The following is a 13,876-nucleotide window of genomic DNA, read 5'->3' on the forward strand; positions in this document are numbered from 1 at the left end:
ACTTTGTTTATTTGAAATTAGCCTGTTATAAAATTAGGCAACCATATTAGTGTTGAGAGGAACGGGAATCAATTGTTTTGAACAATTTAATTAACAATATGGACAGAATTTTCGTTCTGTTTTAAGTTTTTAATCTTTGATTATAAAAGAGATTAATTTGATTATGATTCTTTTTTCATAATTTCATCCATAACGTTTAAAATTATGGCACAACCTTCTTTGATTTCCTCTTCTGAAATGGTTAATGGCGGTGTTATTCTTATGGCACATCCTTCAAAAAGCAGCCAGAATAATATAAGCCCTCTGTCCTGACAATTTAAAATAACCTGATTGGTTATTTCAGCAGTTTCGGTCATTGCGGCAAGCATTAATCCTTTTCCTCTAACTTCCTTTATCAAAGGATGTACCAAAAGCGATCTGAACAGTTTTTCCTTCTCTAAAGCTTCCTGCATTAAGTTTGTCTCAGTTAATTCCTGCAAAGTGGCTAAACAAGCTGACGCAATGACAGGATGACCACCAAAAGTGGTGATATGGCCTAGTTTAGGATTTTCGGTTAAAAGGTCCATTTTTTCAGCCGAAGCCGTAAAAGCTCCCACCGGCATTCCGCCTCCCATGCCTTTTCCCATTACGACAATATCAGGAAAAACATCGTAATTCTGAAAGCCGAAAAGTTTTCCGGTTCTTCCAAAGCCGGGCTGAATTTCATCAACAATCATCATCGCACCCACTTCATCGCAGCGTTGGCGTACTTTCTGAAGAAAATTATCGTGGGGCTGAATAAATCCGGCGCCTCCCTGGATAGTTTCCAGAAGAATCGCTGCGGTTCGGGTTGTTATTTTCTGTAAATCTTCTTCGTTGTTAAAAGTAATAAAATCTACGTCAGGAAGCAATGGTCTAAAAGCCCGTTTGCGTTCTTCGAAACCCATTACACTCATGGAGCCCATTGTATTGCCATGATACGCATTATGACACGAAATAAGCTGACTGCGGCCTGTGGTTCGCTTCGCAAGTTTTAGCGCTCCTTCGATCGCTTCTGTACCTGAATTGACCAGATAGGTTTTATTCAGGGATTCGGGAAGGAGTGAAGCCAGTAATTTGCAATACTGAACGGCCGGACTTTGTGAATATTCACCATACACCATGACGTGCGAGTATTTGTCTAACTGGTCTTTTATGGCCTGATTGACTCTCGGGTGCTGATGGCCTAAGGTACAAGCGGAAACGCCTGCGACAAAGTCTAGATATTTTTTATCGGTGGTATCGTATATGTAAGAACCAATAGCATGTGAAACTTCCATTCCTAAAGGGTATGGAGAAGTTTGCGCCTGGTATTTTATAAAATCTGGATTCATTTTTTCTTAAGGGTCTAAGTGGCTGAGAGGATAAGGTTCTGAGTTTTTTTAGTTTCAGTTTTCAGTCTCAGTTTGCAGTCTCAGTGAAAACTGAAAACCGTGACTGTCTAACTGCGACTGTCTAACTGCGACTGTCTAACTGCGACTAAATTTAACCGCAAAGATCGCAAAGTTTGCGCAATGTTCGCAAATTTTGAAATCAAGTTTAGATTATTAAAATGCAAAGCGAGCTTTATAAACTGAAAACTGAAAACTGCGACTGAGACTTTGAAACTGCGACTAAAAGTGACTGCGACTAAAAACCGCGACTATTTCCTAGAAGTACCTTTGGTAGTCGCTGGCTGAGTTGTACTTGTTTTCACAGCCGGTTTCTTTTTATCGTAATCCAATGTTTCTTTCCTGACTTTCATCGGGACGTTTTCTTTGGCGTCTTCGTCTTTTCCTTCTTTGATTAATTTGTCATTGAGTTCGTTTTCTTCCGCGGTGAAAATATCATCTTTAGACTTTATCCTTTCATCACCGCGCCAGACCAGGCCTCTTAATTTACGGGCATTTTCGGGTAAATCGGCTTCGGGATAGATATCTCCGTCGACTTTATTGAAAAATGTAATCGTTTCTATTGCATTATTCTCTAAAATCATATTGATTTTACTGCTGACATTTTTATTGATACCGATGAGTTCATTCGTATCATTCCTCATGTAATAAATGACTTCGGTATTTTTGATCACATCGACGTCGTGTAATTTGCCTTCCCTGAATTTTCCGAATAAATTGAGGCCTTTGACCTGATTAAATCCGGTTCCGAGTGTATCCCGCGAGACAATAAAGGTGTTGTTAAGTACTTTTAAAGAATCTATTTTCCGGGTTTTGTTATCTCCGATTAAATGCATAACGTCTCCGGTTATCTGACTTTCACCGTTCCAAAGGATTGGATTTCCGATCAGTTTTGTCAAAGCGGTTTTCGAATTGGAATGAATCGAATCGCATTTTCCACTCATATCCGTTTTATAAAAACGAACATTGTTGAAAGCTCTCAGGATTCGTTCGCCCGTTTTTCCGGTAACCATTAGTTTTTTTCCGTGAATGTAAACAGAATCATTATCTACAAAGTTTACGGCAACAGCTCTTTTGGTTACAAACATGGAATCTTTCAGTTTATAAACTTCGGCATAATGTCCTTTTACGATTCCGCGATTTACAGAATCGGTAATTTTCACATTCCGCGTTGCCGATGCAAATTCGGTATTTCTATTGTAAAACAAGCTATCTCCCTCGATACGCCTGTCGTCGTATTTTATGTATGATTTTCGAAGTAAATGGGCCAGGTTTTTCTTGGTGTCGTAAAATCCTTTTTCGGTATAAATATAATTGGCTTTACTGGTAATCGTTGAGGGGCCAAACAAATAACTGTGTCCCGAATTGCTGTAATAGTCCAGGTGGTTTGATTTGATGACGTATTTTGGATTCGTAAGGACAACTTCGGTTAAGAATTGAAATTTTTTCTGGGCGACATAATAACGGCCTGATTTACTGACTAAGGTATTGTCTTTATTGACGATTGTTCCTTTTGAATTATAAAAAACTTCCTGAACATTTCGGTCAAAGTTGATCGTGTCGGTTTGCAAAGTGGCATCCGGTGAAGTCATAACAGCATCTCCGGTAGCAAACGCTTTCTTCATATTACCATTATATTCGGCATATTTACTGTTGAGATATAAGGTATCGCCCTGTACCAACTGTACATTTCCAAACGCTTTTAAATAATTCTCTTTTTGAAAAAAATAAGCTTTGTTGCAGGTAAGCACAACACCATCATGATTGATTTTTACATTGCCAGCCAATAAAAGGGCATCGGGTACTGCGACTTGATCTACAAACGAATTGTCTGCATTCTCAATAATGATTTTTTTGGGTGCTTGTGCCAATATGCTTTGAACACTTAACAGCAACAAACAATAAGATATGAAAAAGAGTAATTTCTTCAATGGATTAATTTTTTGTCAAATTTATGAAAAAGGTTACAACCTTTATTGATATTAGGATTAATTTATATTTTTTAGGTACAGAGGTTCAAAGTTGCAGAGGTTCAAAGTGGCAAAGGCTCAAAGTGACAAAGGTTTAAAGGTATTAGGCATCTGGTAGAGACACACATCAGTACTTCTAATATAGATGATCAGTAAAACCTTTGAACCTTTGTACCTCTGCAACTTTGAACCTTATTTTTAAGTTACCAACAAAACATAAAACTATTTCGTTGTAGTTTTGCTTTTTGCAATAAAATGAAAATCAATTTCTTTTGAATTTTAAAAATTAGTTTAAATTTAAAAAATCGTTTCTACCGATTTGAAGAGCTAAACCCCTAAAAAACAAATTTCAATTTTAATACGATTGTAATTTGGGATTTAACTATTGGAATTTCTTTTCTATGAAACAGTTTAAAAATAATTATGAAAAATAAAAGAATTTGGGTTGCAGGAATAGCTGTAGCGATGCTGTTTGCGGCATGTAAAACAAAAGATTTGAAAATGAATGCAGCTAAGGAAGAAGTTCTTGCCGATAAGAAAATTGTCGTGTATCAGGTTTTTACACGTTTATTCGGAAATAAAAATACAACCAACAAACCGTGGGGAACCATTGAAGAAAACGGTGTCGGAAAATTTAATGATTTTACAGACAAAGCATTACATGAAATTAAGGATCTGGGTGTTACCTACATTTGGTATACCGGTGTTCCGCACCATGCTTTGGTTCGGGATTATACGGCTTACGGAATCTCCGATGATGATCCCGAAGTAGTAAAAGGCAGGGCAGGTTCTCCATATGCCGTTAAAGATTATTACAATGTAAATCCTGATCTGGCGGTCAATCCTGCCAATCGTCTGCAGGAATTTGAAGATTTGATTGCGCGCACCCACAAAGCCGGCCTGAAAGTAATTATTGATATTGTACCCAATCATATTGCGCGTAAATACGAAGGGAAAAATAATCCGGAAGGTGTTCGTGATTTTGGTGCTGATGATGATGTGAGTGTAGAATACAGCAGAAATAATAATTTCTATTATATTCCGAATGAGCATTTTCAGATTCCAGACGGAGACCTTCCGTTAAATGGAGAAAAAAATCCACTTGTTGATGGCACTTTCGATGAAAATCCGGCAAAATGGACCGGAAACGGATCTCGTAAAGTAAAGCCGGATCAGAATGACTGGTATGAAACAGTAAAAGTAAATTACGGAATCCGTCCGGATGGTTCAAAGGACTTCCCGGAGCTTCCGGCTGGTTTTGACCAAAAATCCTCTGCCGAACATTTTGCTTTCTGGCAGAATAAAGACGTTCCGGATTCCTGGAAAAAATTTAAAGCAATCGCTTTGTACTGGACAGCAAAAGGAGTCGATGGCTTTCGGTATGATATGGCCGAGATGGTTCCGTATGAATTCTGGAGTTATATGAATTCAGCTATCAAAATGAAAAACCCGAATGCTTTTTTACTGGCGGAAGTATATAATCCGAATGAATACCGCAATTATATCCGTTTAGGAAAAATGGACTATCTGTATGATAAAGTAGAAACCTACGACAAACTGAAAGATATCATTCGTGGAAAATCTTCAGCAAGTGGTTTGTCTGAAATTCAGGCGGGAATGCAGGATATCGAACACCATATGCTCCATTTTCTGGATAATCATGATGAACAGCGTCTGGCCAGTCCTGAATTTGCAGGAACTCCGGAAAGAGGAAAGCCTCTAATGGTGGTTTCTACAACCATAAGTACATCGCCAACAATGGTTTATTTTGGACAGGAAGTAGGAGAGGCCGGAAATGAAAATGCTGGTTTTGGAACACATTCGAGAACTTCAATTTTTGATTATATCGGTGTTCCGAATCATCAGCGCTGGATGAACGACGGAAAATTTGACGGAGGGCAACTTTCTGAATCAGGAAAAAGTCTTCGCGACTTTTATAAACGACTGCTGAATTTCTCGATTAAAAGTTCCGCTTTGATGGGGAGTTTTCAGGAAGTTCAATCGGTAAACCTTAACAGCCCGGGTTATAATGACTTAATCTATTCGTATGTTCGCTGGTCCGACAAACAGAAACTAATTGTTGTAGCCAATTTTTCTTCGGAGAAAACAAGTGAGTTTGAATTGAAAATACCTTCTGATATTATTTCAAAATGGAAATTAAAAGACGGTTCATACGTACTTTTAGACCAGTTGTATGTAAAGAATAAAACCTATTTTACAGTAAAGAACGGAGAAGGAGTGGCAAGAGTTAAAATAGGCCCTTCAGAATCTTTTATTTATGAAGTAGAATAACAACATATCGAACTAAAAATAAAAAAGCTGATACGTTATCGTATCAGCTTTTTTTATGTTTTTAGACCTTCTTGACTTTCTTTAAGGCTTCGATGTAATTTTCGTTTACTTTCTCCCAGTTAATATGTTCGTAAAAGGCATCGATATAGGTTCCTTTTCTGTTTTGATAATCCAGATAGTAAGCATGTTCCCAAAGATCAATTCCCATTATTGGTGTTCCTGGAACCAAAGCATTTTTCATTAAAGGATTATCCTGATTGTCGGTGGTCGTTACCTGCAGTTTTCCCAATTTATCGACAACCAGCCAGACCCAGCCCGAACCAAATTGCTTTGTGGCCTGTCCTTTAAACTGATTGGTAAGATTATTGAAAGAACCAAATTCCTTATCAATTGCACCTGAAAGGGTATCTTTAGGAGTTTGTTGTTTTGGTGTCAGAATATCAAAATAAAGTGTGTGATTGTAATATCCGCCGGCATTCTGACGAAGTTTGGCATTATTAAGATCTAGCTTTTTAAGAATATCTTCAATTGACATATTCTCAAATTCAGTAGAAACAATTTCCTTGTTTAAGGTATTGGTGTACGTTAAATAATGCTTGGAATAATGTGTTTCTAAAGTAAAGGATCTTATACCGGGTGCTAATCCATCATAAGGGAAAGCCAGTTTTGTAAGTGCAAAAGATCCCGGATCCGCCTTTACTTCCTCTGGAGTCCCTATGGTTATTTTCTCCTCTTTTGTTGGTAAAGGAACTTCTACAACTTCGGTTAGCTTATTGTCATTACAAGAAAATAATGCTAAGAATGAAGTTAAAATACTGAAACGAACAATGTTTTTCTTCATAATGGAAATTATTTTGCTGTTAGTGAATTTATGATTTCGATATAGTGTTCTTTTGCTTCGTCAACGGATATATGGCTTATTTGCATCCAGGCATTTGTTTTGAATGCATCACGTAAATCAAAATTTTCAGATTGATTGTACACGGCAGTGCCAAAGGTAGCCTGTTTGTAATAAGCATACAGCCTTAACTGCACATCTTGCGGCAAGGAAGCCTGTGTCATTTGTAAGGCGGTTTCTACAGCCTCTGAGAAACGAGTATCTAAATCTTTGATCGTCATTTAAGCTTTTGTAGCAATAATGGTTTTTCCTCCAATTGCTTTTTGGTTTAATTCTACATTAATTGGTGTACCTAAAGGTAAAAATAAATCTACTCTTGAACCAAATTTAATGAAACCTGCATCTGTTCCCTGAACAACCTGCATTCCTTCTTCTGCGTAATTTACAATTCTTCGTGCCAAAGCACCTGCAATTTGTCTGTAAAGGATTTGTCCGAAAGTTTCGTTTTCGATAACAACAGTTGTTCTTTCGTTTTCTTCACTTGCTTTTGGATGCCAGGCAACCAAAAATTTACCAGGGTGGTATTTGCTGAATTTGATAACACCATCCATAGCATAACGTGTTACGTGCACATTTATTGGTGACATGAAGATAGAAACCTGTAAACGTTTGTCCTTAAAGTACTCGCCTTCGTAAACTTCTTCAATTACCACTACTTTTCCATCAACCGGAGCCAGGATATGATTGTCTTCCCTGATCGCAATTCTTTTAGGATTTCTGAAAAACTGCAAAATAATAATCAAAATCAAAACACCTGCGATCTGAACAAGCATTCTCAACCAGCTGATATCAATAAACCGATCAGCGATCAAAAGTACGGCAACAGTAAAAACAGTACCTAATAAAATGGACGGGGCTCCTTCTTTATGAAACATAATATAAAATTTGGTAAAATAAATATATAATTGGTGCTACAAATATAACACTATCTAATCGATCTAAGATGCCTCCGTGTCCGGGCATTATCGAACCGCTGTCTTTTACACCGGCAATTCTTTTGAATTTTGATTCGATCAAATCACCGATTGTTCCAAAAATGCTTACAATTAACGCAATTATGGTCCATATAAGGATAGACTTGCTGCTAAAAGCAGGATTGGGCTGGATGTAAAATTTTGAAATCAAAAAGCCTGCAAAAGCAGCAAAAACAGCTCCTCCTAAGAAACCTTCTATGGTTTTTTTGGGAGAAACACGTTCAAATAATTTATGTTTACCTATTGATTTGCCTACCAGATAAGCAAAAGTGTCATTGGTCCAGATCAGGATAAATAATCCAATGATAATTTTTGGATTGTAATCGTTCGTACCGAAAGAAATTTTCACAATAAAAACAAAGGGTAATGTAATATAACCTAAGAGATACAAATACTTAGAGGAAATACTTATTTTCTGAACAGAGTCGTAAAACAGGAATAAAATACATTTAATGGCTACAACTATAGTAACGGCAAGTAGTACCAGGTCTAACTGTTGAATATTGATCTCGAAATCAAAGTTTTCCTGAAACAGGTTATTAAGGAACAGCGTACTTTCTTTATTGTAGTGGCTTGCCAATACGATAAGCGAATACAATAAGGTTCCAAATAGAATCGAAAAGATTTTATTAAGGGTTACCAGATTGGAAAATTCATAAATAGTAATAACGAGAAATATACCAAAAAGGAAAATAAAGCTTTCGGTAGAAAACAAGATCGAAGTTAGTAACAAAGCGATATAAACAGCACCAGAAATGGTTCTCTTGAGTGTTTCGTTCATCTTAAAGATCTTCTAAAAGCAGTAAGTACAGATTTTTGGCAACACTTCCGTATTGTGTAAAATCTTCTTCTTTTGCTTTTTCGAAATATTTTATTGTGGTAATATTGGTAGGATAGTCTCTTTCGTATTTGCGTTTAATAGCGCTCAGTCCATCACTTTTTATAGCAAGAATCTGGCTGGTTGTAGCTATTATAACAATGTTAGGAGGTAATTCGTTTGGTTTGTCCTGTCTGATTTGTTTGGATGAAAACAAGATAGAGCCTTCGTCAGCAATAAGGTTTTCACAAGAGGCAAGAAGGAATTTAGGATTTCTTGGCGAAATATAAATTAATTTATTTTCTTCCAGTAAGCTAAACAGACCCGGTTCATAGCATAAAACTTCATTCTCGAACCAGTCGTTTTCTTCTAAAATATTTTCAAATTGTTCGGCTACTTCCTGTTTGTTTTCACAATACAAAAATTTACCTCCGTTTTTCTTAAAATTAAAAATGAATCTTTCGTCAATAGATAAATGACTATCAGGAGTTGTTGGATTCCCTCCATATTCGCTTTCAGTTTCTTCATCAGAAGCGGCATCGCTCGAACCAAATATTTTTTTGAAAAAATTCATTTTATATGAAATACTTTACATGTTAATTGAAAACGTTCAAAGATAAAAAAATCTTAATTCAAAAGGCTATTTTGAATTAAGATTTTAAAAAATATTAAATATTTCCGAATAATTTAAGAAACTACTTCTTCCAGATTTTTGTCAAAAGTACGTTTTCCGAAAATTGTTTCTAAGTCATCTTTAAAAATAACTTCTTTTTCAATTAGAATATCGGCAAGCTGATTTAGTTTGTCTTTGTTCTCTTCTAAAATCTGAATAGCTCTTTGGTATTGACCTTCAATTAATTCTGAAATTTCTTTGTCAATCACTTTTGCCGTTTCATCAGAATACGGTTTTGAGAAATTGTATTCGCTTTGACCGGTTGAATCATAATAGGTAACATTTCCTATTTTATCATTCAGACCATAAATCGTTACCATTGCACGGGCCTGACGGGTTACTTTTTCCAAATCGCTTAATGCTCCGGTAGAAATTCTGTCGAAAGTTACCTTTTCAGCAGCTCTTCCGCCCATAGTAGCACACATTTCGTCTAACATCTGATCTGTTCTTACGATTTGTCTTTCTTCCGGAAGGTACCATGCAGCTCCTAAACTTTGTCCACGAGGAACGATTGTTACTTTAATAAGTGGTGCAGCATGCTCTAACATCCAGCTTACGGTTGCGTGACCTGCTTCGTGAATAGCGATGGCTCTTTTCTCTTCAGGAGTAATAATTTTGTTTTTCTTTTCAAGACCACCAATGATTCTGTCTACAGCATCAAGGAAATCCTGTCTGTCTACAGCCGTTTTGTTGTAACGTGCAGCAATCAAGGCAGCTTCATTACAAACGTTGGCAATATCAGCACCGGAGAATCCAGGAGTTTGTTTTGCTAAGAAATCAAGATCAAGACCTTCTACTTTTTTGATAGGGGCTAAGTGAACTTTAAAGATTTCAGCTCTTTCGCGAATGTCCGGTAAGTCAACAAAAATTTGTCTGTCAAAACGACCGGCACGCATTAAAGCTTTATCAAGGACATCAGCTCTGTTTGTAGCAGCCAGAACGATTACATTAGAGTTTGTACCAAAACCATCCATTTCTGTCAATAACTGGTTCAGTGTATTTTCTCTTTCGTCGTTTCCGCCTGACATATTGCTTTTTCCTCTTGCTCTACCCACAGCATCAATTTCATCGATGAAGATAATAGCAGGGGATTTTTCTTTTGCCTGTTTGAATAAGTCACGTACACGTGAAGCACCCACACCCACAAACATTTCTACGAAATCAGAACCTGATAAAGAGAAGAAGGGAACCTGAGCTTCGCCTGCAACAGCCTTAGCCAATAAGGTTTTACCCGTTCCAGGAGGTCCTACCAATAAGGCTCCTTTTGGAATTTTACCTCCCAGGTTGGTGTATTTTTCCGGATTTTTCAGGAATTCAACGATTTCCTGTATTTCTTCTTTTGCACCTTCTAAACCGGCAACATCCTTAAATGTTGTTTTGATATCTGTTTTTTCATCAAATAATTTTGCTTTAGATTTTCCGATGTTGAAAATTTGTCCGCCACCGCCACCGGCTCCGCCTGACATTTTACGCATAATGAAAATCCATACACCAATAATGATGATGATAGGAAGGAGACTGATCAGAATATCGCTCCAGTTGTTTTTCTGTAAAAAATTAAAATCTTTCAGTTTGCCTTCGCCCACTGCTTTTTCTAATTTCGTTTGAAAAATCTGGTCGTTACCAATTTCCAAAGTATAGTGAGGACCTTTGTTAGGTCTTTCAAAAATATCTTTTGCTACTTTTTTATTTGCTGCATCTTTTAATGCTGCAGCTGTCAGATATACTTCAGCTTCTGCTTTATTGTATACGATCACTTTTTCAATTTGTCCTTTTTCTAATAATACATTGAATTTAGAAGAAGTCAATTGAGCAGGTTCGCTTAAGTTAGATCCACCGGTTGCAAAACTTATAAATAAAAAAACTAGAAGTATTGCAGTATATATTAACCAGGGACTTATTTTAAATTTACTCGGGTTTGGATTATTATCTTTAGCCATTAGAAAAAATTTTCTTTAGTATTTGTTTTCGATTGTAGTTATTTTGGCGTCACCCCAAAGGCTTTCGATATTATAGTATTCACGAATGTGTTTCTGGAAAACATGTACTACGATATGCACATAATCCATCAGGACCCATTCTGCATTATCGGTTCCTTCTACGTGCCAAGGTTTGTCTTTTAAGTCTTTTGATACTGTTTTTTGAATTGAGTTTACAATGGCATTAACCTGAGTATTTGAACTTCCGTTACAAATTACAAAATAGTCACAAACAGCCGTGTCTATTTCTCTTAAGTCAAGAATATCTATATCATTTCCTTTTACTTCTTCGATCCCTTTGATTATGTTCGCCAACAGAACATCGTTATTAATAGTCTTTTTCGCCATGAATTATTTTATATGATTTTGTAAAGTTACCAATTTTTGTGATTAATTTTGAACCTTAACAAAATATTAAATTAAGTATAAATAAATTATTTGAATGAAACTAATCAAACTCGATGCCATAGATTCTACAAACGATTTTCTCAAGGCGCTGGCCAGTAAGGAAGAGCTTGATAATTTTACGGTGGTAACAGCTGAAAATCAGACAAAAGGCAAGGGGCAGATGGGGGCCAAATGGCAGTCTGAATCCGGTAAAAACTTAATTATGAGTGTCTTGGTGAAGGATTTTTTGTTTGATAATGAACAGGTATTTAATTTAAGCCTAATAGTTTCATTGGCGGTTATCGAGACGTTAAAATCGTTGGATATTTCGAATTTAAGTATAAAATGGCCAAACGACATTATGTCATACAATAAAAAGATTGGTGGCATACTAATCGAAAATACCCTCAAAAGTGATGGCAGAATCGTGTCAGTTGTCGGATTAGGCCTCAATGTCAACCAGACGAATTTTGATGAACTCCCCAATGCGTCGTCTTTGGCAGTGCTTTCAGGAAAAACTTTTGACAAGGATGTTTTGCCCTTTTTAATTACCGAAAAAATTGGCCAAAAAATCGAATCCTGGCAGACAAATTCAGCAGTTTTTTGGGAGGACTATTTTAATTCGCTGTTTAGAAAAGGGGTTCCAATGCCTTTTAAAAATCTACATCCCGAAACTTCGGGGCAAAACTTCATGGGGATCATTCAGGGCGTTTCCCCTGTTGGAAAAATCAGGATATTGCTTGAAGATGATTCGGTTTCTGAATTTGATATTAAAGAAGTTCAGATGCTTTATTAAAGGTTCTGAGGGACTGAGGTTCTGAGCTGCTAAGGTTTTAGGCTCAAAGTTGCAAAGTTGCAAAGGTACAGAGGTTAAAAAAATCTGTGTTAATCTGTTTAATCCGTCAAATCTGTGTCCTGTTGCCATTGATTCAAATCAAATCTCTACTAGTTTCACAGCTTTTGGAGCTATTTTTCTATTCCAGTAGATGATGTAAAGTGTTCCGAGAATAGAAGGTGTCATCCACGCGATTATATTTCCCAGTCCGATTCCGGCTACTATAAAAGCGGTGATGGAAGCGATTAAAGCCCCAATCATTTTTCCGATGTGTTTGGACAGCCATTCTTTCTTTATTTCCGAAACGTTTTTGTAGAATATAAAATCTTTAACCGTCATATAAAGTCCAAAACCACCAAAGAAGGTGAACAATATACCATTTGCGATATGCAGCAGTTGACAATAAATTCCAATGGAAATCATGATTACCGAGAAGAAAAGCATGCTTCCTGAAATTATATAATCGGTTAAATCAGCTTTTGTTTTGGTTTTAAAATTTAAGGCTCTGTTTCCTGCAACGACAAGATAAATGGTAAACAAACCAATTAAAAATAAAAAGATATTCTGATGATTGGGCATCCAGCAAACCGGAATCGAAATAAGGGAACTGGTGATCATTCCAACAGAGAATAATTTCCCCATTCTTTTGTGCAGTTTTCCGCCTTTTTTAACGACAATACTTCCAATTCCTGTAATTAGCCCGATTCCTCCGAAGAAGGCATGAATGTAAATTAAAATCTTAATAGCTGGTTCCATTTTGGTTTGTTTTAGTTTAATTGTCCAAACTTCGATCAATAATTTAGTTTGTTATAATTTATAATTCTGAACTGTTGTATTTTGAGGATGAATTGGGTTTTTTTGAGGTGCTGAGGCGTTGAGGGACTAAGGTTCTGAGGTTTTGAACCTGAAATCTGAAACCTGAAACCTGAAACTTGAAACCTGAAACTTGAAACGTGGAATTTGAAATTTTTCAAACTTGGAATTTAAACCTGAACCTGAAACAAAAAAAAAGCCCGATCGTAAAATCGGACTTTAAATTTTAAGCGTATTGATACTTAAAGCTTTGTCATATTGTTTGCCAGAGTTTCGATAAACTTGCTGATAGGGCCTTTGATCATCATGGCCATCATAGCATTAAATTCTCCTTCAAATTGCAATTGTACGGCACTTTCGGTAGCAGAAATACTATCAATGTTAGAAACCAGTGTAAACGGAAGTTTATCGCTTGCAGCACCCAGAACAATTTTGTTTGGAGCTACTTTTTCCTTCATTTTAAGTTTTATTTCCGGCATCCCTTTCAATCCAAAAATAAAAGCATCTTCGCCTGTTACTTCAAATTTAGCAATATTATCCGGCATCAATTTTTCGAAATTCTTAACATCAGTCAACAAATCGAATAAATCCTGTGCTGATTTCTGAACAGTAACTTTTGGACTTTCTAAGTTCATATTTTTCTTTTTTTATAATTTTTTTTCACCGCAAAGGGCGCAAGGTTTTTTTTATTGTAAAACGACACTAAAAGCTATGTTCGCAAAGCTAGATGTAAATTAAATCACAATTACAAAAAAGAGCGAAGCGATTTTTTGTATAAAATCTAAAATCTAAAATCTAAAATCTAAAATCTAAAATCTAAAATCTAAAA

13 protein-coding genes are annotated in these 13,876 nt (G+C 36.3%); 2 read left to right on the forward strand and 11 right to left on the reverse strand.

Annotated features, from left to right (window positions below; all coding sequences use genetic code 11):
- Nucleotides 1-161: 161 nt before the first annotated feature.
- On the reverse strand, nt 162-1,352 hold the full coding sequence (locus LPB89_RS13875; protein WP_230702360.1) for an aspartate aminotransferase family protein: 1,191 nt from the start codon (nt 1,350-1,352) through the stop codon (nt 162-164).
- A gap of 308 nt (nt 1,353-1,660) precedes the next feature.
- Nucleotides 1,661-3,340, reverse strand: coding sequence for an OstA-like protein (locus LPB89_RS13880; RefSeq protein ID WP_230702361.1), 1,680 nt, complete (start codon nt 3,338-3,340; stop codon nt 1,661-1,663).
- Nucleotides 3,341-3,802: 462 nt separating this feature from the next.
- On the opposite strand from LPB89_RS13880, the gene LPB89_RS13885 reads away from it, so the two are divergent.
- A complete protein-coding gene (locus tag LPB89_RS13885) occupies nt 3,803-5,671 on the forward strand; it encodes an alpha-amylase family glycosyl hydrolase (protein ID WP_230702362.1) in 1,869 nt (622 codons plus the stop codon).
- 61 nt (nt 5,672-5,732) lie between these two features.
- Here LPB89_RS13885 and LPB89_RS13890 read toward each other — a convergent pair whose 3' ends face one another.
- The 7 genes from LPB89_RS13890 to rsfS all read right to left on the reverse strand — a co-directional run bounded on the left by LPB89_RS13890 (nt 5,733) and on the right by rsfS (nt 11,360).
- Nucleotides 5,733-6,512, reverse strand: a complete 780-nt coding sequence (locus LPB89_RS13890) for a superoxide dismutase (protein WP_230702363.1) — start codon at nt 6,510-6,512, stop codon at nt 5,733-5,735.
- Between the two features lie 8 nt (nt 6,513-6,520).
- Nucleotides 6,521-6,790 (reverse strand): acyl-CoA-binding protein, encoded by a 270-nt coding sequence (locus LPB89_RS13895; protein WP_127337234.1) that lies wholly within the window; start codon nt 6,788-6,790, stop codon nt 6,521-6,523.
- A complete protein-coding gene (locus tag LPB89_RS13900; RefSeq protein ID WP_230702364.1) occupies nt 6,791-7,444 on the reverse strand; it encodes a phosphatidylserine decarboxylase family protein in 654 nt (217 codons plus the stop codon).
- Nucleotides 7,434-8,324 (reverse strand): phosphatidate cytidylyltransferase, encoded by an 891-nt coding sequence (locus tag LPB89_RS13905; protein WP_230702365.1) that lies wholly within the window; start codon nt 8,322-8,324, stop codon nt 7,434-7,436. The genes LPB89_RS13900 and LPB89_RS13905 overlap by 11 nt, the downstream gene beginning before the upstream one ends.
- 1 nt (nt 8,325) lies before the next feature.
- Entirely contained in the window at nt 8,326-8,934 is a 609-nt protein-coding gene (locus LPB89_RS13910; RefSeq protein WP_127337237.1) for a lactate utilization protein B/C, read from the reverse strand.
- 113 nt (nt 8,935-9,047) lie between these two features.
- A complete protein-coding gene (gene ftsH, locus LPB89_RS13915) occupies nt 9,048-10,973 on the reverse strand; it encodes an ATP-dependent zinc metalloprotease FtsH (RefSeq protein WP_230702366.1) in 1,926 nt (641 codons plus the stop codon).
- A gap of 15 nt (nt 10,974-10,988) precedes the next feature.
- Nucleotides 10,989-11,360, reverse strand: a complete 372-nt coding sequence (rsfS, locus tag LPB89_RS13920; RefSeq protein ID WP_007809313.1) for a ribosome silencing factor — start codon at nt 11,358-11,360, stop codon at nt 10,989-10,991.
- A gap of 94 nt (nt 11,361-11,454) precedes the next feature.
- Between rsfS and LPB89_RS13925 the strand changes: the two genes are divergently transcribed.
- Nucleotides 11,455-12,195, forward strand: a complete 741-nt coding sequence (locus LPB89_RS13925) for a biotin--[acetyl-CoA-carboxylase] ligase (protein ID WP_230702367.1) — start codon at nt 11,455-11,457, stop codon at nt 12,193-12,195.
- Between the two features lie 138 nt (nt 12,196-12,333).
- Here LPB89_RS13925 and LPB89_RS13930 read toward each other — a convergent pair whose 3' ends face one another.
- Entirely contained in the window at nt 12,334-12,990 is a 657-nt protein-coding gene (locus LPB89_RS13930) for a hypothetical protein (RefSeq protein WP_230702368.1), read from the reverse strand.
- A gap of 299 nt (nt 12,991-13,289) precedes the next feature.
- Nucleotides 13,290-13,682 (reverse strand): SRPBCC family protein, encoded by a 393-nt coding sequence (locus LPB89_RS13935; RefSeq protein WP_127337240.1) that lies wholly within the window; start codon nt 13,680-13,682, stop codon nt 13,290-13,292.
- Nucleotides 13,683-13,876 lie beyond the last annotated feature (194 nt).

Source organism: Flavobacterium sp. ENC, assembly GCF_020991415.1.
Lineage (GTDB): Bacteria > Bacteroidota > Bacteroidia > Flavobacteriales > Flavobacteriaceae > Flavobacterium.

Excerpts from the sequence above, each read along its gene's own strand:
- LPB89_RS13900 (WP_230702364.1), bottom strand. The coding sequence starts at position 7,444 with ATGTTTCATAAAGAAGGAGCCCCGTCCATTTTATTAGGTACTGTTTTT.
- LPB89_RS13910 (WP_127337237.1), bottom strand. The coding sequence starts at position 8,934 with ATGAATTTTTTCAAAAAAATATTTGGTTCGAGCGATGCCGCTTCTGAT.
- LPB89_RS13935 (WP_127337240.1), bottom strand. The coding sequence starts at position 13,682 with ATGAACTTAGAAAGTCCAAAAGTTACTGTTCAGAAATCAGCACAGGAT.
- LPB89_RS13890 (WP_230702363.1), bottom strand. The coding sequence starts at position 6,512 with ATGAAGAAAAACATTGTTCGTTTCAGTATTTTAACTTCATTCTTAGCA.
- ftsH (WP_230702366.1), bottom strand. The coding sequence starts at position 10,973 with ATGGCTAAAGATAATAATCCAAACCCGAGTAAATTTAAAATAAGTCCC.
- LPB89_RS13885 (WP_230702362.1), top strand. The coding sequence starts at position 3,803 with ATGAAAAATAAAAGAATTTGGGTTGCAGGAATAGCTGTAGCGATGCTG.
- LPB89_RS13905 (WP_230702365.1), bottom strand. The coding sequence starts at position 8,324 with ATGAACGAAACACTCAAGAGAACCATTTCTGGTGCTGTTTATATCGCT.
- rsfS (WP_007809313.1), bottom strand. The coding sequence starts at position 11,360 with ATGGCGAAAAAGACTATTAATAACGATGTTCTGTTGGCGAACATAATC.
- LPB89_RS13895 (WP_127337234.1), bottom strand. The coding sequence starts at position 6,790 with ATGACGATCAAAGATTTAGATACTCGTTTCTCAGAGGCTGTAGAAACC.
- LPB89_RS13925 (WP_230702367.1), top strand. The coding sequence starts at position 11,455 with ATGAAACTAATCAAACTCGATGCCATAGATTCTACAAACGATTTTCTC.
- LPB89_RS13875 (WP_230702360.1), bottom strand. The coding sequence starts at position 1,352 with ATGAATCCAGATTTTATAAAATACCAGGCGCAAACTTCTCCATACCCT.
- LPB89_RS13930 (WP_230702368.1), bottom strand. The coding sequence starts at position 12,990 with ATGGAACCAGCTATTAAGATTTTAATTTACATTCATGCCTTCTTCGGA.